This is a genomic window from Kitasatospora sp. NPDC051702 (assembly GCF_040681575.1).
Taxonomy (GTDB): domain Bacteria; phylum Actinomycetota; class Actinomycetes; order Streptomycetales; family Streptomycetaceae; genus Kitasatospora.
Genome location: NZ_JBFAZB010000027.1, coordinates 1 through 24,528, shown reverse-complemented (window position 1 = coordinate 24,528; position 24,528 = coordinate 1). Strand labels below are relative to the sequence as shown.

19 protein-coding genes are annotated in these 24,528 nt (G+C 75.5%); 4 read left to right on the top strand and 15 right to left on the bottom strand.

The features are described from left to right. Window positions 1–128: 128 nt before the first annotated feature. The 7 genes from topA to bldG all read right to left on the bottom strand — a co-directional run bounded on the left by topA (window position 129) and on the right by bldG (window position 8,256). Window positions 129–2,993: a type I DNA topoisomerase gene (gene topA / locus AB0N04_RS22310; RefSeq protein ID WP_360217117.1), complete on the bottom strand. Its 2,865-nt coding sequence runs from the start codon at window positions 2,991–2,993 to the stop codon at window positions 129–131. Between the two features lie 451 nt (window positions 2,994–3,444). After that, on the bottom strand, window positions 3,445–3,903 hold the full coding sequence (locus AB0N04_RS22305) for a DUF3592 domain-containing protein (RefSeq protein ID WP_360217120.1): 459 nt from the start codon (window positions 3,901–3,903) through the stop codon (window positions 3,445–3,447). Between the two features lie 162 nt (window positions 3,904–4,065). Continuing rightward, on the bottom strand, window positions 4,066–5,598 hold the full coding sequence (locus AB0N04_RS22300; RefSeq protein ID WP_360217123.1) for a methyltransferase: 1,533 nt from the start codon (window positions 5,596–5,598) through the stop codon (window positions 4,066–4,068). Window positions 5,599–5,752: 154 nt separating this feature from the next. Then, entirely contained in the window at window positions 5,753–6,502 is a 750-nt protein-coding gene (locus tag AB0N04_RS22295; protein WP_360217126.1) for a small secreted protein, read from the bottom strand. A 107-nt stretch (window positions 6,503–6,609) separates the two neighbouring features. Continuing rightward, window positions 6,610–6,978: a cyclophilin-like fold protein gene (locus tag AB0N04_RS22290; RefSeq protein ID WP_360217129.1), complete on the bottom strand. Its 369-nt coding sequence runs from the start codon at window positions 6,976–6,978 to the stop codon at window positions 6,610–6,612. 358 nt (window positions 6,979–7,336) lie between these two features. Beyond that, entirely contained in the window at window positions 7,337–7,753 is a 417-nt protein-coding gene (locus tag AB0N04_RS22285) for an ATP-binding protein (RefSeq protein ID WP_360217132.1), read from the bottom strand. A 161-nt stretch (window positions 7,754–7,914) separates the two neighbouring features. Beyond that, on the bottom strand, window positions 7,915–8,256 hold the full coding sequence (gene bldG, locus AB0N04_RS22280; protein WP_049659132.1) for an anti-sigma factor antagonist BldG: 342 nt from the start codon (window positions 8,254–8,256) through the stop codon (window positions 7,915–7,917). Window positions 8,257–8,477: 221 nt separating this feature from the next. Between bldG and AB0N04_RS22275 the strand changes: the two genes are divergently transcribed. Then, complete coding sequence (locus AB0N04_RS22275) at window positions 8,478–10,964, top strand: DEAD/DEAH box helicase (RefSeq protein WP_360217135.1); 2,487 nt, start codon at window positions 8,478–8,480, stop codon at window positions 10,962–10,964. Here the strand turns inward: AB0N04_RS22275 and AB0N04_RS22270 are convergent. The 7 genes from AB0N04_RS22270 to ssd form a co-directional block, all read right to left on the bottom strand. Further along, complete coding sequence (locus AB0N04_RS22270; RefSeq protein ID WP_360217138.1) at window positions 10,959–11,420, bottom strand: Rv3654c family TadE-like protein; 462 nt, start codon at window positions 11,418–11,420, stop codon at window positions 10,959–10,961. The two genes, AB0N04_RS22275 and AB0N04_RS22270, sit on opposite strands and share 6 nt — an antisense overlap. A 137-nt stretch (window positions 11,421–11,557) precedes the next feature. Next, complete coding sequence (locus tag AB0N04_RS22265; protein WP_360217141.1) at window positions 11,558–11,902, bottom strand: TadE family type IV pilus minor pilin; 345 nt, start codon at window positions 11,900–11,902, stop codon at window positions 11,558–11,560. 424 nt (window positions 11,903–12,326) lie between these two features. Beyond that, entirely contained in the window at window positions 12,327–12,608 is a 282-nt protein-coding gene (locus AB0N04_RS22260; protein ID WP_360217144.1) for a DUF4244 domain-containing protein, read from the bottom strand. A gap of 95 nt (window positions 12,609–12,703) precedes the next feature. Continuing rightward, on the bottom strand, window positions 12,704–13,192 hold the full coding sequence (locus AB0N04_RS22255) for a type II secretion system F family protein (RefSeq protein WP_360217147.1): 489 nt from the start codon (window positions 13,190–13,192) through the stop codon (window positions 12,704–12,706). A 287-nt stretch (window positions 13,193–13,479) separates the two neighbouring features. Further along, window positions 13,480–14,331: a type II secretion system F family protein gene (locus AB0N04_RS22250; protein WP_360217150.1), complete on the bottom strand. Its 852-nt coding sequence runs from the start codon at window positions 14,329–14,331 to the stop codon at window positions 13,480–13,482. A gap of 375 nt (window positions 14,332–14,706) precedes the next feature. Further along, window positions 14,707–15,900 carry a TadA family conjugal transfer-associated ATPase gene (locus AB0N04_RS22245; protein ID WP_360217165.1) on the bottom strand — a complete coding sequence of 398 codons (1,194 nt, stop codon included), beginning with the start codon at window positions 15,898–15,900 and terminating at the stop codon, window positions 14,707–14,709. Window positions 15,901–16,067: 167 nt separating this feature from the next. After that, window positions 16,068–17,192, bottom strand: coding sequence for a septum site-determining protein Ssd (gene ssd / locus AB0N04_RS22240; protein WP_360217153.1), 1,125 nt, complete (start codon window positions 17,190–17,192; stop codon window positions 16,068–16,070). Between the two features lie 826 nt (window positions 17,193–18,018). Here ssd and AB0N04_RS22235 point away from each other — a divergent pair. Continuing rightward, window positions 18,019–18,816 (top strand): HAD-IB family hydrolase, encoded by a 798-nt coding sequence (locus AB0N04_RS22235; protein WP_360217168.1) that lies wholly within the window; start codon window positions 18,019–18,021, stop codon window positions 18,814–18,816. 459 nt (window positions 18,817–19,275) lie between these two features. Here AB0N04_RS22235 and AB0N04_RS22230 read toward each other — a convergent pair whose 3' ends face one another. Further along, on the bottom strand, window positions 19,276–20,166 hold the full coding sequence (locus tag AB0N04_RS22230; RefSeq protein ID WP_360217156.1) for an oxidoreductase: 891 nt from the start codon (window positions 20,164–20,166) through the stop codon (window positions 19,276–19,278). 219 nt (window positions 20,167–20,385) lie between these two features. Between AB0N04_RS22230 and AB0N04_RS22225 the strand changes: the two genes are divergently transcribed. Together AB0N04_RS22225 and AB0N04_RS22220 are read left to right on the top strand one after the other, a co-directional pair. Beyond that, window positions 20,386–21,393 (top strand): ATP-binding protein, encoded by a 1,008-nt coding sequence (locus tag AB0N04_RS22225; protein WP_360217159.1) that lies wholly within the window; start codon window positions 20,386–20,388, stop codon window positions 21,391–21,393. Between the two features lie 427 nt (window positions 21,394–21,820). Further along, window positions 21,821–24,190, top strand: a complete 2,370-nt coding sequence (locus AB0N04_RS22220; RefSeq protein WP_360217162.1) for a SulP family inorganic anion transporter — start codon at window positions 21,821–21,823, stop codon at window positions 24,188–24,190. The last annotated feature ends 338 nt before the right edge of the window (window positions 24,191–24,528 follow it).

The following is a 24,528-nucleotide window of genomic DNA, read 5'->3' as shown; positions in this document are numbered from 1 at the left end:
GAATGAGATGAACGGGGTTCCGGTTCGCGCTCATCACCGGCCTGTGACGATTCGCGCACGTAGCCCGGACGACCACGGGCCCGCGCCCCCCGAGCGGGGGGCGCGGGCCCGGCGGCACTGGCGGGGGATCAGCCCTCGTCGGTGGTCGCGGTCTTGCTCGCGGCGGTCTTCTTGGCCGCCGTCGTCTTGGCCGCGGTCTTCTTCACCGCCGTCTTCTTGGCGGCGGTCTTCTTCGCGGCCGTCTTGGTGGCGGTGGTCTTGGTCGCCGTCGCCTTCTTGGCCGCCGCCTTCTTGGCGGGGGCCTTCTTGGCCGCCTTCTTCACCGGCCCGCGCGCCCGCTTCTCGGCGAGCAGCTCGTAGCCGCGCTCCGGCGTGATGGTCTCGACCTCGTCGTCCTTGCGGAGCGTCGCGTTGGTCTCGCCGTCGGTCACGTACGGGCCGAACCGGCCGTCCTTGACCACCACCGGGCGCTCGCTGACCGGGTCGGTGCCCAGCTCCTTGAGCGGCGGGGCGGCGGCGGCCCGGCCGCGCTGCTTCGGCTGGGCGTAGATCGCCAGCGCCTCGTCCAGGGTGATCGTGAAGAGCTGGTCCTCGCTGGTGAGCGAGCGGGAGTCGGTGCCGCGCTTGAGGTACGGGCCGTAGCGGCCGTTCTGCGCGGTGATCTCCACACCCTCGGCGTCGGCGCCGACCACGCGCGGCAGCGAGAGCAGCCGCAGCGCGTCCTCCAGGGTGACGGTGTCCAGCGACATCGACTGGAAGAGCGAGGCGGTGCGCGGCTTGACGGCGTTCTTGCCGGTCTTGGGCGTGCCCTCGGGCAGGATCTCGGTCACGTACGGGCCGAAGCGGCCCTTCTTGGCGACCAGCTGGTTGCCGCTGACCGGGTCCGCGCCCAGCTCGAAGTCTCCGCTGGGGCTGGCCAGCAGTTCCTCGGCCAGCTCGACGGTGAGCTCGTCCGGCGGCAGGTCGTCCGGGATGTCGGCGCGCTGGCCGGGCTCGCCCTCGACCTCGGAGGCGCGCTCCACGTACGGGCCGTAGCGGCCGACCCGCAGCGTGATGTCGTCGCTGATCCGGAAGGAGCTGATCTCCCGGGCGTCGATCGCGCCGAGGTCGGTGACCAGTTCCTTCAGACCGCCGAGGTGGTCGCCGTCGCCGTTGCCGGCCTCGGCGGCGCCGCCGGTGGCCACGCCCTCGCCCTCACCGAAGTAGAAGCGCTTCAGCCACGGCACGGACTTCGCCTCGCCGGCCGCGATGCGGTCGAGGTCGTCCTCCATCTTGGCGGTGAAGTCGTAGTCGACCAGCCGGCCGAAGTGCTTCTCCAGCAGGTTGACCACGGCGAAGGAGAGGAACGACGGAACGAGCGCCGTCCCCTTCTTGAACACGTAGCGGCGCTGGATGATGGTGTCGATGATCGAGGCGTAGGTGGAGGGGCGGCCGATCTCCCGGTCCTCCAGCTCCTTGACCAGCGAGGCCTCGGTGTAGCGCGCCGGGGGCTTGGTGGCGTGCCCCTCCGGGGTGAGCTGCTCGGCGGCCAGCGGGTCGCCCTCGGCGACCTGCGGCAGCCTGCGCTCCCGGTCGTCCAGCTCGGCGTTCGGGTCGTCGGCGCCCTCGACGTAGGCCTTGAGGAAGCCGTGGAAGGTGATGATCTTGCCGGAGGCGGAGAACTCGGCGTCCCGGCCGTCCGCGGCGGCCCCGCCGACCCTGACGGTCACCGACTGCCCGGTCGCGTCCTTCATCTGGGAGGCGACGGTGCGCATCCAGATCAGCTCGTAGAGCCGGAAGTCGTCCCCGGCCAGGCCGGTCTCGGCGGGGGTGCGGAAGCGGTCGCCGGACGGGCGGACGGCCTCGTGCGCCTCCTGCGCGTTCTTGACCTTGCTGGCGTAGGTGCGCGGGGCGTCCGGCAGGTAGTCGGCGCCGTACAGCTGGGTGACCTGCGCCCGGGCGGCGGAGACCGCCGTCTCCGACAGCGTGGTCGAGTCGGTGCGCATATAGGTGATGAAGCCGTTCTCGTACAGCTTCTGGGCCACCTGCATGGTCCGCTTGGCGCCGAAGCCGAGCTTGCGGCTCGCCTCCTGCTGGAGCGTGGTGGTGCGGAACGGCGCGTACGGCGAGCGGCGGTAGGGCTTGGACTCGACGCTGCGGACGCTGAACGAGGTCTGCTCCAGCGCGGCGGCCAGCTGACGCGCCGCCTGCTCGTCCAGGTGCAGGGTGTTGGTGCTGGCGGCCTTCAGCCGGCCGTCCGAGCCGAAGTCGCGGCCGCTGGCGATCCGCTTGCCGTCCACCGAGGAGAGCCGGGCGCCGAAGGTCTCCGGGTTGGCCGCGTCGGCCGGGGTGCGGCCGGTGCCGAAGGTGCCGACCAGGTCCCAGTAGGAGGCGCTGCGGAAGGCCATCCGCTCCCGCTCGCGCTCCACCACCAGGCGGGTCGCGACGGACTGCACGCGGCCGGCCGACAGCTTCGGCATGACCTTCTTCCACAGCACCGGCGAGACCTCGAAGCCGTACAGGCGGTCGAGGATGCGGCGGGTCTCCTGGGCGTCGACCAGGCGCTGGTTGAGCTCGCGCGGGTTGGCCACCGCCTCCTGGATCGCCGACTTGGTGATCTCGTGGAAGACCATCCGGTGCACCGGCACCTTGGGCTTGAGCACCTGCTGGAGGTGCCACGCGATGGCCTCGCCCTCGCGGTCCTCATCAGTGGCGAGGAAGAGCTCGTCGGACTCCGCGAGCAGCGACTTCAACTTGCTGACCTGCGACTTCTTGTCCGCGTTGACCACGTAGATGGGCGCGAAGTCGTGATCGACGTCCACCCCGAGGCGGCGCACCTCGCCGGTGTACTTGTCCGGGACCTCGGCCGCGGTGCTGGGCAGGTCGCGGATGTGCCCGACGCTCGCCTCGACGATGTAGCCGGGGCCCAGGTAGCCCTTGATCGTCTTCGCCTTGGCCGGCGACTCGACAATGACGAGTCGCTGTCCGTGCGCGGTCTCGCTGCTCGGGGACACCTTCGCTCTTCTCTCCCGGTCGTTATGTGGCTGGTCGGCGCCGGCAGCACGGGCTGCGCTCCGCCCGACCCCGCAACCGTCCCGGGGCTGCCGCTGCACGACGACCCCACCAGCGGAGTGTGACCGTACCCCGGCCACCCTTGTCAAACGGACGGATCCCGCGTTTTCGCTTGCCGGGCTCACCGACGCCACTCGAACGGTAACCCGATGACGGAGGTTCGCGCCCCGCGGAGGGGGGCTTCGGCGGGTTCCGGAGGATGGAATGACGGATTTCAAAATCTGTCAACGGAAAATCGCCGCCCCCGAGGCCCACCCCCCGCGCACCACGGCCGCGACGCCCCGCGGACGGCCCCCGCCCCCGCGCCGACGCCGCGTCCACGGCGTGTCCGCGCCGGGCCGACGCCCCGGCGGAGCGTCGCCGCACCGCCGCTCCGGGCCGGCCGCCCGGAGCTCAGCCGCCGGCCGCGACGAGCAGCCCGGCACCCGCCACCAGGCAGCCCGCGCCCAGCAGGCCCCACAGCAGGTCGGCGAGCACGGCCCGGCGGAGCTCCCCGGCCGCCAGCACCACCCGTTCCGGCCGGCTCGGGTCGTAGCAGACCCGCACCGTGGCACCGGGCACGAAGCGGTCCGGTCGGCGCAACGGGGTGTGACCGCGCGGACGGGTGAGCACGAGCTCGGCGATCCGGCCCCCACCCGGTCCGCCGACCACGGGCAGGACGGGGAAGGAGAGCAGCGGCGCGCTGTCGAGGTGACCGTGCGCCTCGTCCTCGGCCACCACCGTCGCCACCGCCGCGGCCCCCCTGCGGCGCACGCGGTGGCGAAGGCGCACTTCGGCGGCGCACCAGAGCAGCAGCACGCCACCGAAGAGGGCGAGCACCAGCCCGCCCACCGTCGCCGTCGTCGTGTCCACCCCTGGCCCCCGGCTCCCCAGCTCTGTCCACAGCCTGTGGACAGAGCCTCACAGCCGGGGGCCAACGGGCGGCGGCCGCCCGGCGACCACCGGACGAACCGGCGGGTACGAGCGGGTGAACCGGGTACCCCGCCGCCCCTCCTCCGGGGCCCGCGGCCCCGGTCAGCCCACCGGGCGGACGAAGCCCTGCTCGGTCAGCAGCCGCAGCGACTCCGGCACCCGGTCGCGCAGCACCACCCGGTCCTCGCCGAGCAGCTGCGCGATGGCGTCCACGATCTCGCCCGCCGACAGCGTCCCGTCACAGACCCCGACGAAACCGGCACCCACCGTGTCCACCTTGGTGGCCCGCCGCATGCCGCGGTTGTGACGCAGGATCACGTGCTCCGGGTCCTCCGCGCCCGGCGCTCCGACCTGCTCCTGCACCACCTCGTCGGCCAGCACGTACCGGGCCGCGAGCAGGCCCGCGTCGTCGTGCGAGCGCAGGAAGTCCTGCCGGTCGAACCACTCCTCGATGTGCGGGCCGAGCGGCTGCTCCACCGGGTGCGGCCACTCCTCCACCCGGACGGTCGGGCGCTCGGCGCCGCTCGCCCGCAGGGTGATCCAGCCCATGCCGACGCCCTCGACCCCGCCCGCCTCGAAGGCGTCCAGCCACTCGCCGTAGCGGGCCTGGTAGTCACCGCCGGGGCCGCGGTGGTCGCCGCCGTCCCGCAGCCACAACTCGGCGTACTGGGCCGGGTCCTGGACCTCGCGCTGGACGATCCAGGCGTCCAGCCCGGTGCCGGCCACCCAGCCGGCCAGCCGCTCGTGCCAGTCCTCGCCCTTGACGTGCTGCCAGTTGGCGAGCAACTGGCAGTAGCCGCCCGGCTCCAGGTGGGCGGCGGCCGAGCGGACCAGGCTGCGGCACAGGTCGTCGCCCGCCATGCCGCCGTCCCGGTAGGTGAACCGGCCGGCCGGCGAGATCACGAACGGCGGGTTGGAGACGATCAGGTCGAACCTCCGCTCCCCGACCGGCTCGAAGAGGCTCCCGGCGAGCGCCTCGGCGTGGTCGTAACCGGACAGCGCCAGGGTCAGCTCGGTGAAGCGCAGCGCACGCGGGTTCAGGTCGGTGGCGGTCACCCGCTGGGCGTGCCGGGCCGCGTGCAGCGCCTGCACGCCGGAGCCCGAACCGAGGTCCAGCGCGGCCCGCACGGGGCGGCGCACGGTGACGTTGGCCAGCGTGGTCGACGCGCCGCCGACCCCCAGCACCAAGTCCCTGCGGGCCACCCCGTGCGCGGTCTCGCCGGAGCCGATGCCGCCCGCGCCGCCCACCGCGCAGCCCAGGTCGGAGACCACCCAGGCGTCCGAACTGGGCAGGCCGGCCACCTCGTTGGCGTACGGCCGGACGTCCACCGTGGCGCGCACCCGGTCGCCGTCGGGGCGCAGCCAGCCGTCGGCGAGACAGTCCTCCACCGGCAGCGCCGCGGCCGCCGCCCGGTACGGCACCGGCTGCTGCAGCAGGAACAGCCGCACCAGGGTCTCCAGCGGGCTGCCGCCCCGGGTCGCGCGCAGCGCGGGCACCGCCTCGCTGCGGGCCAGCGCCGCGTACCCGGTGGGCCCGAGCAGGTCGAGGCACCCGTCGGCGGTGAACGAGGCGGCGAGCAACGCCTCCCGCAGCTTGGCGAGGCGGGTCAGGTCGAGAACGGGGCTACTGGTCACCCCGCCATTGTCCCCCGCCCCACGGGCCCCGGCCGCCGCACACCGGGCCGCCCGGCGGCGGGGCTTCGGGGCCCGGGCCCCGAAGCCCGCAGGGGCTGCGGTTCCGGGGCCGGTGCGGGGCCGGTACCGGTCCGGCGCGGGACCGGTCCCGAGGTCAGCTCGCGCTGGGCGCCGGGCTGCCCGGGCCGGCCGGCGGCGCGGCCGGAGCACCGGTGGCACCGGCGGAGGGGGAGCCCGCGGCGGGGGAACCGGACGCGCCGGCGCCGTCGGTCGCACCCGGCGCGGGGGTCGCCGCCGGCGAACCCGTCGCCCCGGTCGCCCCGGCGTCCGGCGAGCCGGTCGCGCCGCCGCTCGGGGCCGTGGCGGCCCCGGGCTTGCAGCCCTCCTGCTTCGCCATCGCCGCACCGAGCTCGCCGCGCTGCAGCTTGGCCTGCGCCTGGGTGGAGAGCGAGGCCAGCTTCTGCACCTGGTCGGCGACGCTGCGCAGCCCGTCCGCGAACTTCGCCTGGTCGTCGTTGGGCAGCGCGTCCAGCTTCTTCTGGACGTCCTGGTAGCCGTCGGCCGCCTTGGTCAGCTCGGCGACGGTGTCCTGCTGCAGGTTCGCGCCGGAGTCCACCTTGGGCGCACCGGCCGAGTTGATGGCCGCCGCGATGTCCTGGTTGGTCTTGGCCAGCCGCCCGATGTCGGCGGAGAGCCGCTTCTGCAGATCGGCCGGGACCTCACCGGTCTTCACCTGGCCGGTGTCGGCGAGGGCCGTCTGCGCCTGGGCGATCGGGTCCTTGGCCGCCCCGCAGACGTTGGACGCCCAGGACTCCAGCTGCTTGGCGTTGTCGTCGCCGCAGCCGACGGCGCCGAACGCGAGCAGCGCGCCGAGGGCGGGTACGGCCAGCAGTCGCTTGTTCACCGGGAGAAGCCTTTCGGTTCGGTCGTCTTCGGTCGTCGAACCTACACGGCCGTCACCCGCACCCCGGTTCCCGGCTCCGGCCGCCGCCCGCCCGCCCCGGCGCCGGCTCAGGCGCGTTCGACCCGGATCGGGTCACCGGGCCGGACGGTGCGCAGCACCCGGGCGTCCCCGTCCAGGGCGCCGAGGACGTTGCAGGGGCTGGCCAGCCGGCACTCGCCGTCGCGCGCGATCGGCGTCGGCCCGTAGGGCAGCGCGAGGCTGTCGCCGTCCGTCCAGAAGGCGACCGTGCCGGGCTCGACGACCTGCCGGGCGCCGGCCTCGCGCGGCACGCTGACTGGCGTGCCGAAGTAGACCTCCTCGCCCCAGGTGCTGGCCGAGGAACTGATCGGCAGCTCGGCCCAGAGCGCCTCGGCGGTGGGCGTGCTCGCCAGCGTGGCGGTGGCCTGACCGGCCGGCCACAGGATGCGGATCCGCATGCTCTTCTTCTTCCGCGACAGGTCCGATCAGTGATCGGAGCCGGTCGTGCCGGAAGCAGCGAACCGCCGTGCGCGACGGTTTGTCAACGCGTTCCCAGGGACTGGACCACCGCGCGACCGCTCCGCGAGCGGCTGCCGAGCGGCCCGTGCCGATCGCGCCGGGCACGGGCGCACGAGCCGTGCGGGGCCGTACGACCGCAGGGGCCGTGCGGGCCGTGCGACCGCACGAGCCGTGCGGGGGCGGTACGGACGCAGGGCTGTGGGGCGTCCGGTGACGGGCGTGGCGGCGGAGAGCCGGGAAGGGCCGCAGGAGACCGCGGACCGGCGCAGGCCGGTACGGACCGGCGCGGACGGCCGGTCAGACCGCGACGGACTCGACGGAGAGCGGCCAGCTCATCCGGATCAGACCGCCCTCGGCGCCGTCGGTGACCTCCAGGTCCTCGACCAGGCCGGTGATCACCGCGAGGCCCAGGGTGTCCTCGTCCGGGTCGCCCTCGGCGGCCCCGGAGGCCGGGACGCCGACCGGACCGGCCTCGTCCTCGACCTCGATGAGGAAACGCTTCTCCTGGTCGGTCAACGCGACCCGGACCGTGCCGCCGACACCACCGCGCTGGTGCAGGCCGACCGCACGGGAACACGCCTCGCCGACCGCGAGGCGCACCTCGTCGAGCACCGACTCGTCGACCCCGGCCCGTCTGGCGACGGCCGCGGCGACCAGCCTGGCCGTCCGCACGTGCTCGGGAAGCGCGCTGAATCGAAGTTCGACGGTTGCCATCTCTCCCCCTCGGGGTGCTCCGGCCAAGGGCCGGCAGTGCGGCCCCTGCGGGCCGGTCGAACCGGCCCCGGGCGGCCGGGTGGGCGCCGGGGCCGTCGAGACCCCGGCGCACCCGGACGCGTGGAAACGAACGGGCCGGCCCGCGGGCCGGCCCGGCCGCGTCAGTCGGTCGCGTTGACCGCGTCGTCCACCGAGGTGTGGATCGGGAAGACCTTGGTCAGGCCGGTGATGCGGAAGATCTTCAGGATGCGCTCCTGGTTGCAGACGAGGCGCAGCGAGCCCTCGTGGGCGCGCACCCGCTTCAGACCGCCCACCAGCACACCCAGGCCGGTCGAGTCGAGGAAGTCCACGCCTTCCATGTCGACGACGAGGTGGTACTTGCCGTCGTTGACGAGCTCGACCAGCTGCTCCCGCAGCTTCGGGGCGGTGTACACATCGATCTCGCCGCCAACCTCGACGACCGTACGATCGCCGACTGAACGGGTCGACAGGGACAGGTCCACGGAACCTCCAGCACCTTGCCTTGCTACGTCATGTGCGATCCTCGGCCGGGCAGCCGCCACCGCATGGTCGCGAGCCCGGGCACGCCCAGCAACGCGTGGCGAACCCCGGCGCTGCGACCCACGGCCATCCGGCCGTCACGGCCACATTCAACCACCTGTGACCATGACCGCACGATGGCTTACGACGATTCTCCGTCACGCCGGTGACACACTGGGTCCCCATGCCGCCCCGACACAGCCTGCCCGAGGCACTGCTCACGACCCTGTCCACCAGCAGAGGGCGGTCCGACCGGCTCACCCATACGGAGCACCTTCCCGCCCGACCTGCACGTTATGCACCCTGGCCCGGATCGATCCGGGCGGAGATCGTGGCCGCCGCGCACGAGGTCGGGGTGGAACAGCCCTGGGCGCACCAGGCAGAAGCGATGGAACTGGCCAAAACCGGTCAGACTGTGGTGATCGCCACAGGCACCGCCTCGGGCAAGTCGCTCGGCTACCTGGCCCCGGTGCTCAGCGACCTGCTGGACGGCACCGAGGCCCGCAACGGCCGCGGCGCGACCGCCCTCTACCTGGCCCCGACGAAGGCGCTCGCCGCCGACCAGCGCCGCCGGGCGGCCGAACTCGCCCCGCCCCGGGTCCGGGCCGCCCTCTACGACGGGGACACCCCGCCCGAGGAGCGCGAGTGGGTCCGCCAGTACGCCTCGTACGTGCTCACCAACCCGGACATGCTGCACCGCGGCATCCTGCCCGCCCACGCCCGTTGGTCCTCCTTCCTCAAGGTGCTGCGCTACGTGGTGGTCGACGAGTGCCACGCCTACCGGGGCGTGTTCGGCTCGCACGTCGCCCAGGTGCTGCGGCGGCTGCGCCGCGTCTGCGCCCGCTACGGGTCGTCACCCACCTTCCTGCTCGCCTCCGCCACCACCGCCGACCCGGCCGCCACCGCGGAGCGCCTGACCGGGCTGCCCGCCCGGGCCGTCACCGAGGACGCCTCGCCGCGCGGACCGATGGTCTTCGGCCTCTGGGAGCCGCCGCTGACCGAGAACGTCGGCGAGCACGGCGCGCCCGTCCGCCGCACCGCCACCGCCGAGGCCGCGCACCTGCTGACCGACCTCGTGGAGCAGCAGACCCGCACCGTCGTCTTCGTCCGCTCCCGCCGGGCCGCCGAACTGGTCGCCCTGCAGGCCCAGGACCAGCTCGGGCGGCCGCTCGCCGAGCGGGTGGCCGCCTACCGCGGCGGATACCTCGCCGACGAACGCCGGGCGCTGGAGCGCGCCCTGCAGTCGGGCCGGCTGCTCGGGGTCGCCTCCACCTCCGCGCTCGAGCTCGGCGTCGACGTCTCCGGGCTCGACGCCGTCCTGATGGCCGGCTACCCCGGCACCCGGGCCTCGCTGTGGCAGCAGGCCGGGCGGGCGGGCCGCGAGGCGCAGGGCGCGCTGGCCGTCCTGATCGCCCGGGACGACCCGCTGGACACCTACCTGGTGCACCACCCGGAGGCGCTGTTCGCGGCGCCCGTCGAGGCCACCGTGCTCGACCCCGACAACCCCCACGTCCTCGCCCCGCACCTGTGCGCGGCCGCCGCCGAACTCCCGCTCACGGACGCCGACCTGGACCTGTTCGGGCCGTCCACCGCTCCCCTGCTGCCGGTCCTGGAGCGACGCGGGCTGCTGCGCCGGCGCAGCGACGGCTCCTGGTACTGGACCCGCCGCGAGCGCGCGGCCGACGCCGTCGACCTGCGCGGCAGCGGCGGCAACCCGGTGCAGATCGTCGAGGCCGACACCGGTCGGCTGCTCGGCACGGTGGACGCCGCGGCCGCCCACACCACCGTGCACACCGGGGCCGTGCACCTCCACCAGGGGCGCACCTTCCTGGTCCGGGAGCTCGACCTGGAGAACTCGGTCGCCCTGGTCGAGGCCGCCGATCCGCCGTACACCACGTCCGCCCGCGACATCACCTCCATTTCCGTGCTGAGCACCGACATCACCGTCGAGTGGGGCGAGGGGCGGCTCACCTTCGGTTCGGTGGAGGTCGTCAACCAGGTGGTCGGCTACCTCCGGAAGCGGATCTCCACCGGGGAGATCATGGGCGAGAGCAAGCTCGACCTGCCGCCCCGCACCCTGCGCACCCGCGCGGTCTGGTGGTCCGTCACCGAGGACCAGCTGCTCGACGCGGACATCCCGCTCGACCGGCTGCCCGGAGCCGCCCATGCCGCCGAGCACGCCTCGATCGGCCTGCTGCCGCTCTTCGCCACCTGCGACCGCTGGGACATCGGCGGCGTCTCCGTCCCGCTGCACCCCGACACCGGACTGCCCACGGTGTTCGTCTACGACGGCCACCCGGGCGGGGCCGGCTTCGCCGAACGCGGCTTCCGACGGGCCGTCGAGTGGCTGACGGCCACCCGCACCGCCATCGCCTCCTGCGAGTGCGAGCGCGGCTGCCCGTCCTGCGTCCAGTCCCCGAAGTGCGGGAACGGGAACGAGCCGCTGGACAAGGCGGCCGCCATCCGGCTGCTGGACGTCCTGCTGTCCGGCGCCCCCGGCCCGGCGGACGGGGCGAGCGCGGCGGACGGGGCAGACGGGGCGGACCAGCAGCGCGCGGCGGACCCGGCGGACCTGGCGGACCCGACCGCCCCGTCCGGCGGCTCCGCGGTGGGCTCCGGGCCGGACACCGCCCCGGACGACGCCGACGGTACGGGGCCGGCCGGTTCATGACCCCGCCACCGGTGCGGCGGCCGCCCCGCCGAAACCGTCCTCGGTGGCGGTGACCGCGGCCCGCACCGGTCCGGCCCGGGCCCGCGCCCGGGCAGGGCCGACCGGCAGACCCGCCGGGAGCCCGCGGGGAGCCACCTCGGTCACCACCTCGACGGCGTCGGCGTCGCGGTCCACCGTGCAGGACACCAGTGCGGCACCCTGGGCCGCGGCGATCCCCGCGGCCCGCCCGCACCCGCCGTCCCCGTCCAGCAGCAACCGTTCGGCGGCCGCGAGGGCGCCCAGGTCGGCGGCCGACTCGGCCCGGTGCCGGGCGGTGACCGCGGCCCCGACCGCGACCGTCCCGGCGAACACCGCGGTGCCCAGCACCGCCAGGGCGAGCAGCCAGACCGTCGCCGAGCCGGCGTCCGGCCCGCGCCCGCCGAGGGCGGCGGCCCGGGCGGTTCGGGCCCGCGCCACGCCCCGCGCCGCCGGCCACACCACCGCCTGCCAACCCACCGCCGAGCGCCCCACCGCCCGTCCGGCCGGCCCTGCCCGACCGGCCGACCCACCCGGCCCGTTCAGTCCGTTCGACGTCGCCGGTCCGCTCGGCCCGCTCATGCGCCACCACCTCCGATCGGCCCTCCGGCGGCGCCCACGAGGGTGTCCTCCCTGGCCGCCACGGCGGCCGCGCCCAGCCGTACCGCGAGCAGGCCGCCGAGCCGGCCCGGCGCCGCGCACGGCGCGTCGACCTCGACCCGCACGACGTCGGCCGCCAGCTCCACCCGCACCCGCGCCCCCGGTGGAGCCGCCGCACGGGCGAGCCCGGCGGCGTCCACCTCCCCGCGGGCGGCCGCCCTCGCCCCGACCCGCGCCGCGTCCACACAGCGGATCTGCGCGGCGGCCGCCAGCACGCCCCAGATCAGCAGCGCCGCGAGCAGCACCAGGGCCGGCAGCGCCACCGCCGTCTCGGCCGTGACGAATCCGGCGTCGCCCCGCCACCGCCGCCCGCTCGGTCGCGACCACCGCCACCGGGCGGCCCGGTGGGCCCGGCGGACCTCTGGATCCGTCCTCGGACCCACGCCTCCGCGCCCGTGCCGGGGCACTCCGGTCCGACGAGGCCCCCCAGGGTCCGTCTTCGCACCCCCGTCGTCCGCCCGGAGGGCGGGCGGGGCGGCACCGGGGTGCGTGGACCGCCAGGCGGAGGACGGGGGCACTTCCCGGCCGACGGGCCGGGGGAGAGCCACTGCGGTGGGGGCACCCCACGACCGACGGCCGTGGGGTACCGCCGACCGGCGACAACGCGAGGTGGGGGTGCCCCCGGCCGAAGGCCGTGGGAGCGCGTGCCCCGACGCCGCCCCGCAGGCGCGGGTCCGAAGACAGGTCCTAGGTCGCATGAAGGGCCCGCTCCAGCACCTCGGTCAGCGCCGCCGTGAACGTCGCGCTGGTCACCACCTTGTACAGGCCCGCGGCGAGCGCGCAGGCGCCCAGGGTGCCCACGGCGTACTCCGCCGTGGTCATCCCGGCGTCCGACCGCCGCCGGCGCCGCCACGCCGCCGGCGACCGCCGGGGCGCCCGCCCGGAACCGGACCCCGTCGCCGTCACCGACGTCTCCGCCGTCACCCCTGTCTCCGCCGTCACCGCTGTCGCTGTCGTCACTGCCGTCATGGACCTCTCCTGTCTCCGATGTCGATCCAGCGGTCGAAGCCGCCGTGGATCCGGTCGTCGCACGCTGCCGGTACCGGGTCGGTGCCGGCCGCCGTTCACATCCCCTGGGTGAAGCGCGTGGTGAGGCCGATGACCACCGGCACCACGCCGATCAGCACGAAGGCCGGCAGGAAGCAGAGCCCGAGCGGAGCGGTCGCGAACACCCCCGCCCGGCGGACCCCGGCCCGGGCCGACCGGGCGGCCGCCGACCGCTGGGCCTGCGCGAGCCCGATCAGCGGCCCGGCCACCGGCACCCCGCCGAGGCTCGTCCGCACCAGGCAGCGCGCCAGCGGTGCCAGCGCCGGGTGCTGCTCGCCCAGCCGGGTCCAGCACAGTTCCGGCGGTGCTCCCAGGGCGAGTTCGCCGCCGAGGGCGACCAGCCGGGGCCCGATCGGTGCGCCCAGGCTCCGGCCGACCGCGGACACCGCCGCGGAGGGCGAGGCCGCCGACCCGAGGCAGGCCGCCAACAGTTCCGCACCCAGGGGAAGTTGCCGCGCCAGCTGGTCCTCCTCCAGTGCCGCCCGCCGGTCCACGGGCGAGGGCATCCGGGCCGACCACCAGTACGTGCCCGCCGTCGTCAGGGCCCCGACGACCACCCCGACGACCCCGCCCAGCAGCAGCGCCGCACCGGCCCCGGCACCGACCGCCAGGGAGGCCCGCCGCCGTCGCCCCCGGCCGCCTCCGGCCGACGGCCCGGCCCGCGCCGCCGGCGCCTCCCACCCCCTCCCGCCCGCCCGTGCCCGCACCCGGGCGAACACCCCGCCCCACCGCGCCCGCCGGGGCACCGGGAGCCCGATCGTTGCCGGCAGCCCGGGGACCGGCCGCCCCCGCGTCACGGCGACACCACGCCCGGTCCGGGTGCCCGCACCCGCGCGATCCCGCAGCCCCGGCCGCCGCCCCGGGGGACGACGGCCCTCCGGGACGCCCCCGGCGCTCCAGGGGACGCCAACGCGCCCCTGGTGGCCGCCCGGACGATGCGGGCCGTCCAGAGCACCCCCAGGCCCTCCAGCACCGCCCCGGCCGCCAGGCAGCCCAGTCCCGCGGGCGTGTGCAGCAGGACGTCCACCGGCCGGGCCCCGAGCGCCGCGCCCAGCAGCAGCCCGGCGGCCGGCAGGGCCGCCAGGACGGCGATCGTGGCCCGGGGCCCCGCCAACTCCCCGGCGACCTCCTCCGCCAGCGCCTGCTCGCCGCGCAGCGCCTCGGCCACCCGGTCCAGGGCGGCGGCCAGCTGCGAGCCGCCGTCGGAGGCGACCCGCCAACAGGCCGCGATCGCCGACGCCCCGCTCCCGCCCGGCAGTTCGGCGAGCAGGTGGAGCGCGGCGGGGACGTCCCCGCCGTACCGGCCCGCCGCGAGCCGCGCCACCGCCTCCTCGCCGAGGCGACGCGCCCCGTCCGGTTCGGCCGCGATCCGGACGGTGACCAGGTGCAGCGCCTGCTCCGGTGTCGCCCCGCCGCGCAACTCCCCGGCCAGCCCGGCACAGAGCTCCACCACGGCGGCCGCACGCCGCCGCGCCTCCGCTGCCAGCCGCCGGTGCTGCCGCCACCGCCGCAGCGGCAGCACCGCGAACAGCGCGGCGAGCACCGGCACCGGGGAGTCGGTGGCCAGCCCGGCGACCGATCCCACCACCAGCAGGAGCAGTTCGGGCGCCGCCCGGCCGGCCGCCCACCACCACCGGCGCCCCACCCCCGGGCTCCCCGGCCACACGCCGGGGACAACGCCGACCGGAGACCCGGGCGGGAAACCGGGCGAAGACCCGAAGGGAGGCCCGGGCACAGGCCCGGACTGCGGACCACCACCTGCCGGCACCAACCCGCGCCGCCGCCCGCCCGGCACGCGGCCCTGCACCGCCCACCACCCGGCGGCGGCCGGCAGGCACAACACCACCGACCACCAGAAAGCCGTCTGACGATCCATCACCTCAGTTACCTCCCTCTCGTCGACCCCTGCGACCCCACGCCCCCGGCAGCTCCGGGGCGCCCGTCGCACACCCGCCCGGCAACCGGGCCGGCACGCGTCCCGCCACCCGCACGACGGCTCCCGCCGACCCCGGCGCCGCTTTCACGACGGCCCCCGCAGGGGCGGCCCGACCGGCCCGGCCGGGAACGACACCCCGGATGCCGCCAGCAGGCCCACCAACCGCTCCCAGCCCGCCCCGGGGACCAGGCCCCCGGCCGCCGGGAACTCCACCGCGGGGCTGGTGACGGCCAGGCCGTCCCGACCGGCCACCAGGGTGTGGATCTCCGCCACCCGGCGCCGCCCCGACCCCGGCTCCCGGACCAGGTGCACCACCAGGTCGAGCGCGGAACGGAGTTGGCTGTGCAGGGCGGGCCGGTCGAGCCCCGCGAGCGCTCCCAGCGCCTCGAGCCGGACCGGCACGTCCGCCGCCGTGTTGGCGTGAACGGTGCCGCACCCGCCCTCGTGCCCGGTGTTCAGCGCGGCGAGGAGGTCCGACACCTCGGCCCCGCGGACCTCCCCGATCACCAGCCGGTCCGGGCGCATCCGCAGCGCCTGCCGGACGAGATCCCGCAGGGTGAGCTCGCCCAGCCCCTCCTGGTTGGGCGGTCTGCTCTGCAGTCGGACCACGTGCGGATGGTCCGGTAGCAGCTCGGCCGAGTCCTCGGCCACGACGATCCGCTCCGCGGGCCCGACCAGCCCGAGCAGGGCCGCGAGCAGCGTGGTCTTGCCCGTGCCCGTCCCCCCGGAGACCAGCAGCGAGAGCCGGGCCCGCAGCACGCCGGCCAGGAGCTCGGCGCCCTCGGGCGGCAGCGCCCCGCCGGCGACCAGCTCGTCGAGCGTGAACGGCCGGGGCCGGCAGACCCGTAGCGAGATGTGCGTGCAGCCGGCCGCGATCGGCGGCAGCACGGCGTGCAGCCGGGTGCCGTCCGGCAGCCGGGCGTCCACCCAGGGCCGCGCGTCGTCCAGCCGCCGACCGGCCGCGGTGGCCAGCCGGTGCGCCAGCCGCCGCACCGCCTCGGCATCGGCGAAGCGGATCCCGGTGGCCCGGTGCAGGCCCCCGCCGCGGTCGACCCACACCTCGTCCGGACCGTTCACCAGGACGTCCGTGACGTCGGGCGCCGCCAGCAGCCGCTCCAGCGGGCCCGCACCCACCAGTTCGGCGCGCAGCGAGCGCACGGTGTCCAGGACTTCGTCCCCGCCGAGCGGCGGCCGGGTGGCCCGCAGCACCGCCGCGACCGACCCCGCCGTCGGGGCGGCGCCCGACTCGGCCAGCCGCAGCCGCACCGCGTCCACCAGAGCCGCCGTCCGTTCCTCCCGGGCCGTCCGCCCGTACGGACAGGGCCGGGGCCCCGCCTCGGGCGGCCCGCCGGGCGGCGGGACGCTCCTGAGCGGGCGCCGCTCCCGCGGGCCGTCACCGCCACCCGGCGGCCCGCTCGCGGATCCCGTTCTGCGCAGACGGACCATCAGTAGACACCTCCTCCGACCGCCGGAACCGGCGGCAGCACCTCGTTCAGGAAGGCCCCGCAGAAGCGGGCGAGCGGACCGCCCTCCCGGATCCCCGGCGGGACGCCCTTCTCGGCGTCCTCCGCCAGCCCGGGTTCGGGCCCCAACTCCCCCGCGAGCTCCATCCGCAGCCCGCGGGCGATCCGGTGCGCCGGGAGCCCGGAGGCCCGCGGCGACCGCACCACGGCCCGGACGTCCGCGAGCCTCATCCGCGCCGCCGCGGCGACCCGGTCGGCGGCGGCCACCGCGCGCAGTTCGGCCGGCACCACCAGCAGTGCGAGGTCGGACTGCTCCAGGGCCTGCCCGGCGGCCGCGTCGAGGTGGCGCGGCACATCGACCACCACCAGCCCGCCGCGCCGTCTGGAGGCGGCCAGCACGCTGCGCATGGCCTCCGGGGGCACGGTCAGCATGTCGCCGCGGTCCCAGGACAGGCAGGAGAGCGCGGAGAGCCTCCTGAGCACCGGCAGCGCCCGGGCCAGTTCGGCCCCGCTGACCCGGCCGCGCGAGGCGGCGAGGTCCGGCCAGCGCAGCCCCCGGGCCGTCTCGCCGCCGAGCAGGACGTCGATGCCGCCGCCCAGGGGATCGCCGTCGATGAGCATGGCCCGCCGGCCGGCCCGCGCGGCCGTGACGGCGAGGGCACAGGCCAGTGTCGAGGCACCGGCCCCGCCGCGGCCGCCGAGCACGGCGACGGTGAGCGCCGGCGAGCCCACGCCCTCGGCCGCGTCGGCGATCCGGTCGAGCAGCCAGGCCTCGGCGTCGGGCAGGAACAGCACGTGCTCGGCGCCGAGTTGGACGGCCCTGACCCAGACACCGGGGTCGTCGAGGTCGAGGCCGAGCAGCAGCACTCCGGCGCGGCGGCCGAGCCCGGCGCACCGGGCCGCCTGGTCGTCCCCGACCAGGACCAGCGGGGCCCCCTCCCAGAGTTCGCGCGGCGGCGGGGCGCCCCGGATCAGCCGGGGCTCGGTACCGGCGGCCGCGCAGACCCGCAGCAGGTGCTCGGCCAGGCCCGCGTCCTCGGTGATGACGAGCGGGCCGTCGGGCCCGGGCCCCTCGGTGGTGGTGTGGTCGGCGATCGGCGTCGACATGGTGGCTCCCCTCCGCGCCGCGGGCCGCCGGGGCGGCCGACGGCGCACGTCGGACGGTTGCGGCGAGCGGCCGCCTGACGGGCCCCGGGAGAGGAAGGGGATGGGATCCGTCTGGCGACCGCCGCCGACCATCACGGTGGGGGGAGATCCGGTTTCCGTCATCCACGTTCCGAATCCCTGTGGACAACTCGGGGGCTGTGGATGAAAACGTTCACCCGGGCGGGGTGCTATTCGACAAAGAATTGACGATCGGGGATCACCGGGCCGAACCGGAACCCCGGCCCGCCCCGCCCCGCGGCAGGTCGCGGCGGCTCCACGAGTCCCGCGGCACGCCTCAGCGACCGCCCCGGACCGCCGGCGGGAACCGGTCGGGCCGACAGCGGCAGCCATGAGCAATCAGCGACGCAGAGTGACGAAAGGGGGCCGATGGGCCGAAGTGTCGACACCCCCCGTACACCGCCCGGTCGGCCGGCGCGGCACCTGCGGCGAGCGGCCTTCAGGCCCTGAAAATGGGCCCGGACGTGCGACGACCCCCGCCGGGGGGGAGAGCGGGGGTCGTCTATCCACAGCCCGACTCGGGGGGGAGGAGCCGGACCGGGTTAGCACGGTCGCGAACGATCCGTGACTTCCATGGTGTACCCGAGCGGCCAGAAACACAAACCCGCACGCCCGCGAGTACGCCGAATGGCCGCCTGTTTTGTGGCTCCCTCTATCCTCGGTTCCCGTGGACACCACCGAGAACGCCGACGACCGCGCCGACGAGTCCCCGGGCGAGGCCACCGGGCCCGAGCGGACCCCCTCAGCCGTCGCCCCCCGGCCGGGCGGGCTGCGAACGGCGGCCTTCTTCGACCTGGACAAGACCATCATCGCCAAGTCCAGCGCGCTGGCCTTCAGCCGCCCCTTCTACCAGGGCGGCCTGATCAACCGTCGGGCCGTCCTGCGCAGCGCGTACGCCCAGTTCGTCTTCCTGGTCGGCGGCGCGGACCACGACCAGATGGAGAAGATGCGCGAGTACCTCTCCTCGCTCACCCGCGGCTGGAACGTCCAGCAGGTCCGCGAGATCGTCGCGGAGACCCTGCACAACCTGATCGACCCGATCATCTACGACGAGGCCGCCTCGCTGATCGAGCAGCACCACGCGGCGGGGCGGGACGTGGTGATCGTCAGCAGCTCCGGCTCCGAGGTGGTCGAGCCGATCGGCGCGCTGCTGGGTGCCGACCACGTGATCGCCACCCGGCTCAAGGTCGAGGACGGCTGCTACACCGGCGAGATCGAGTACTACGCGTACGCCGAGAACAAGGCTTCCGCCATCCGGGAGTTGGCCGCGTCCGAAGGCTACGACCTGACCGAGTCCTACGCCTACAGCGACTCCTCCACCGACCTGCCGCTGCTGGAGGCCGTCGGCCACCCGTCGGCCGTCAACCCGGACCGCGCACTGCGCAAGGAGGCGCAGGCCCGGGAGTGGCCGGTGCTGGTCTTCGACCGGCCGGTGGAACTGCGGCGGCGGCTCCCGGAGTTCTCCGCGCCGAGCGGCTCGGTGCTGACCGCCGTGGCGGTCGGGGCGGCCGCGGTGACGGCCGGGGTGATCTGGTACCTGGCCCGCCGGCGCCGTCCGACGGCCTGACCGCAGCGTCCGGTCGGGCCCGGGATCGGGCCGGCCCGGCTCCGCTCCTCGCCCGGAGTTCCGGGTGAATCGGGCAATTGGCACAGACTTCTCGTTTCGGGTTCCCCTTTCGCCCGAAACGCGATACAAAGGAAGCACGGCCCGCGAGACCCGGTCAGGACCTGAAGAGGTCAAACCGACAACGCAGTTCAGGCCCCACGGACCGCGTGTACAGATAACCGAGCACCCACATGCAGCCGACCCGCTGTCGGGCCGCCGGACCAGACGAACGGGCAGGATCCCCGTCTGATCGGCACTTCCGGTGCATGCATGGTCACCCGGTATCTGCACCAGCGGCGGCACCCGGCAGTATCAGGTGCCGCCGCATCCGTCTGCCCGGAGCGCGCCCGCCGACACCCCGACGGGACGCCCGCCGACCCCCGTGACGGGACGCCCCGGCGGGCGGATCCGCCCGGCCGCTCAGACCATTCCGCGCTGCATCGCCTCGCAGACCGCCGTGCTCTCCCGCACGCCGAGCCGCAGCGCCCTGCCACTGTGGGCAATCCAGGCCGCCATCCCCTCCGGCGTGCCCGCCAGGTAGCCGGCCAGGGCCCGCCGGTAGGCGCCGGTGCCGAGCTCCGCGAACCCGACCTCGGCCGGGCAGATCGACTTCGGGTCCAGCCCCTCGGCGAGCAGCACGATCCGTTGGGCGGCCCGCGCGATCACCCCGTTGTGCGCGCCGAATGGGCGCAGGGCGAGCAGTTCGCCGTGCACCACCGAGGCCACCACCAGGGCCGGCGTCCCCACGCCCTGGCCCTCCGCGCGCGCCACCAGCAGCCGGGAGAGCTGGTCCAGCCGGGCGGCCACCTCCTCCGCGCCGGGTGCGGGCGGCAGCACGGGCGGCGGCCCGTCCTCCACGACGGCCCCGACGCCCTCCACCGGCTCCAGCTCCAGCGGGAACAGCTCCTCCGCGCCCTCGCCCGCCCGGCGGGGCCGCCCGGCCGCCGGGTCGGCGTCGCCGACCGCGAGCAGGTGGAGCCTGGCCAGCACCTGGAGCGGCGAGTGCCGCCAGACGCTGAGCAGCTGACCGGCCTCGGCGGCGATCCGCAGCGCCGCGCCGACCGTGCGGGCCTCCGGGTCCGCGCTGAAGTCGCTGCGGCGCCGGACCTCCTCCAGCGGCCAGTTCGCCCCGGCCAGCGCCGCCGACGCGCGGGCGCCGCGCAGCGCGGACTCGGAGGTGACCTCGGCGGCGCGGCGGCGCATCACCCGGTGGCCGTAGAGGCGGTCGACGGCCTTGCGGACCTCGGCGACGGCGTCGGGCACCCCGGGGAGCTGGGCCAGCGGGGCGAGGGGATCTGTTCCAGTGCTCACCTACCCGAGAGTAATGAACCGGCGGCCCCTCCCGGAACAGCAACCCCGCATCACCCTTTAGAGGCAATCCTCACTTCCCTCCACCGGGCACGCCCAAACCCCGGCTAGCATGACCGCTATCGGAGACGATAACGATTTCCAGTTAGGGCGCCCCCGGCGGGCGCGACCCCTGAGCAGGCGGCCCCGCACGCGGGCCCGGAGCGAGAGTCGGAGTCCCAGATGAAGATCGCCTTCGTCGGCAAGGGCGGCAGCGGGAAGACCACGCTGTCCGCACTGTTCATCCGCCACCTGGCCGCCGCCGGCCGACCGGTCATCGCCGTCGACGCCGACATCAACCAGCACCTCGGCCCCGCACTGGGCCTGACGGACGCCCAGGCCGCGGAACTGCCCTCGCTGGGCGCGCACCTGCCGGAGATCAAGGAGTACCTGCGCGGCGACAACCCGCTGATCCGCTCGGCCGACGAGATGATCAAGACCACGCCGCCCGGCCGCGGTTCGCGCCTGCTGCGGATCGTCGAGGAGAACCCGGTCTACGCCGCCTGCGCCCGCCCGATCGCCCTGGACGAGGGCTCGGTCCGCCTGCTGGCCACCGGCGCCTTCACCGAGGAGGACCTCGGCGTGGCCTGCTACCACTCCAAGGTCGGCGCCGTGGAGCTGCTGCTCAACCACCTGCTGGACGGCCCCGACGAGTACCTGGTCACCGACATGACGGCGGGCTCGGACTCCTTCGCCTCCGGGCTGTTCACCCGCTTCGACCTGACCTTCCTGATCGCCGAGCCGACCCGCAAGGGCGTCTCCGTGTACCGGCAGTACAAGGACTACGCCCGCGACTTCGGCGTCCGGCTGCGGGTGATCGGCAACAAGGTGCAGGGCCCCGACGACCTCGCGTTCCTGCGCCGCGAGGTCGGCGACGACCTGCTCGCCACCTTCGGGCACTCGGACTGGGTGCGCCGCCTGGAGCAGGGCGCCGAGCCCCCGCTGCGGGCGCTGGAGCCGGCCAACCGGGCCGTGCTGGAGCAGCTGCGGAGCGAGGCCGAGGCGGCGCACCGCCGGCGGGACCCGCGCCGCTACACCGAGCAGGCCGTCCTCTTCCACCTGCGCAACGCGGAGAGCTGGGCCAACGCCAAGGTCGGCATCGACCTGGCGACCCAGGTGGACGAGGCCTTCGTGCTCGACGGGTCGGCAGCCGTCGACGTGCGCCCCGCCCCGGCCGGCGCGCCCGCCTGACCCCGCACCACCCGAACGGGCCGCGGCCCTCCCCCGGATCACGGGGAGGGCCGCGGCCCGTTCCGCACACCGCCCCACCCCGCGCCACCAGCAGATTCCCGACCGTTCGAACACCACCCAATGGGGTGAATCAGACGGTTTTCCCCTTCCCTCCCGGAATGACGCTGTGCAAAGCTTTCATTACCCTCGGTTTACCGAGTCTTGATGGTCCGTTCCGGACGGCCCCGGCGAGACGTCCCGCACCTCGCCCGGCCCCCTGGCGGGCCCTGATGGTCGACGCCCGGCCGGTGACACCCGCACTCCCCGCCGCGCCCACGCCATCCCGCCACACCGTCGCGACCCACGACAGCCGATCCGCCCCGGAGCCCCACCCCGGACTCACCGCCGGACCTGACTGCGTTCGTTCCCCCGGACAGACGGGAAGACCATGACCCTCGACATCTCCAGCGCACCCATCGCCTCCGACACCACCGACCACGCCCCGCCGGGCCCCGGCGGCCGCGCCCGCTGGGCGCAGGACCTCTCGGCCTCCCTGGTGGTCTTCCTGATCGCCGTGCCGTTCTCCCTCGGCATCGCGCTCGCCACCGGCGCCCCGCTGACCGCGGGCCTCGCCGCGGCCGCCGTCGGCGGCATCGTGGTCGGACTGTTCGGCGGCACCCCGCTGCAGGTCAGCGGGCCCTCGGCCGCGCTGACGGTGATCACCGCCGGGCTGATCGGCCAGTACGGCTGGCAGGCCACCTGCGCCATCACCCTCGCCGCCGGCCTGCTCCAACTCCTCCTCGGCGTACGGCGGGTGGCCCGCACGGCGCTCGCCGTCTCGCCCGCCATCGTGCACGGCATGCTGGCCGGGGTCGGGCTGACCATCGCCATCGCCCAGCTGCACGTCGTCCTGGGCGGCTCCCCGCAGAGCTCCGCGATCGCCAACATCATCGCGCTGCCCGGGCAGTTGGGCGCCCCGCACCCGCCCGCACTGCTGGTCGGCGCGGTGACGGTGGCCGTCCTGCTCGGCTGGCCCCGGCTGGCCCGACTCCCCGGCCGCGCCGGCGCGTTGGGCGCGAAGCTGGCCAAGGTGCCGGGGCCGCTGGCCGCCGTCGCCGCCGCCACCGCGCTCGCCCTGACCCTGGGCCTGCGGCTCGCCCACATCGGGCTGCCCGCCTGGGAGCCGCACGCCCTGGTGCCCGCACTGCCGCACGGTCCGCTCGCCGGTGTGCTGGCCGCCGTCCTCACCGTCACCGCCGTCGCCAGCGTGGAGTCGCTGCTGTCCGCCGTCGCGGTCGACCGGATGTCGCACCGCACCGGCGACCTCGACCGCGAACTGCGCGGCCAGGGCCTGGCCAACATGGTCAGCGGGCTGGTCGGCGGGCTGCCCATCGCGGGCGGCGCCGTCCGCAGCACGGCCAACGTCCGGGCCGGCGCCCAGAGCCGGTGGGCCTCCGTGCTGCACGGCGCCTGGGTGCTCGCCGCCGCGCTGGCGCTGACCGGCGGGCTGCGCCGGATCCCGCTCTCCGCGCTGGCCGCGCTGGTCCTGGTGGTCGGGCTGCAGATGGTCAGCTTCGCGCACATCCGCAACGTGCACCGGCACCGCGAGTTCCCGGTCTACCTGACCACCGTGCTAGGCGTGGTGGCCTTCGGCGTGCTGTGGGGCGTCGCGTTCGGCGCCGGCACCGCCGTGCTGCTGGCGCTCTACCGGCTGACCCGCGCCCACGTGGACGTGCTGCCCGGCCCGGACGGCGCGGTCACCGTCCAGACGCACGGCCCGCTCACCTTCACCGCCGTCCCCCGGCTGAGCCGGGCGCTGGCCGGGATCCCGGCCGGCGCCGAGGTCACGGTGGTCCACGACGGCTCCTTCCTGGACCACGCCGCGTTCGAGACGCTGCACAGCTGGCGGACGGGCCACCAGGCAGCCGGCGGCCGGGTCTCGATGGTGACGCGCCGCCAGGACGACGAGGTGCTCGACCCCGACGGCACCGTACGGGCCGGCAGCTCCCCCGGCCCGCACCGCTGCCGGGCCTGGACACCGTGGGTCGGCCACCACTGCATCGAGCAGCAGGAGGACCCGCACGGGCGGCTGCTGGACGGCGTCCGGGTGTTCCAGCAGCACACCGCCCCGCTGATCCGGCCCGAACTCGCCCGGCTGGCCCGGGAGGGGCAGACCCCGTCCCAGCTCTTCCTGACCTGCGCGGACTCGCGGATGGTCACCAGCATGATCACCAACAGCGGCCCGGGGGACCTCTTCACCGTCCGCAACGTGGGCAACCTGGTGCCGGCCCCGTTCGAGCCGGGCGCGGCCGACGACTCGGTGGCCGCCGCGGTGCAGTACGCGGTCGAGGTGCTGGAGGTGCGCTCGATCACGGTCTGCGGCCACTCCGGCTGCGGCGCCATGAAGGCCCTGCTGGACGGCGTGCACGAGCGCCCCGGGCCGCCCACCCCGCTGGCCCGCTGGCTGCGCAACGGCCGCGGGGCACTGGACCGGCTCCGCCGGGTGCCCGCCGGGTTCGACGACCGCCCGGTGGTCGACCTGGTGGAGCAGCTCTGCCTCACCAACGTGGTCCAGCAGTTGGACCAGCTGATGGCGAACCCGGCCGTGGAGCGCCGGGTCGAGGAGGGCTCCCTGCGACTGGTCGGGATGTACTTCGACTTCGCCACCGCCCAGGCCTACGTGCTCGACCGCGCCAGCGGGACGTTCAGCGCGGTCGGGCCGGTCGGGCCGGCGGGAGCCGACACGGCCGAACGGGTGAATGAGGACGGGCGGGTTCCCGTCGACGCCGGAGGGGAGGCCCCCGAGCTGGCCGCCTGAGAGCCGGGCCCGTGTCCCCCGCCGGGCGGGCCGGGGCACGGGCTTCAGCCACCGTGCGGCCCGTCGCCCCGAGGGCGGCGGGCCGCACGGCACGGCGTTCGACAGTCGGTCAAAGGTCTACACCAATTCCAAGGAGCCTCTTGTCAAGTGCCCCGTTCGCCTGGTGAGCTGTGCGCTGGGACACACGGGACAATCCCCACGCACGGGATTGTCCCCGATCATGACTCGATGAGGAGTGCGCGTTGAGCAACGAGAGCCTGGCCAACCTGCTCAAGGAGGAGCGGCGTTTCGCCCCGCCGGCAGAGCTCGCCGCAGCCGCCAACGTCACCGCGGCCGCG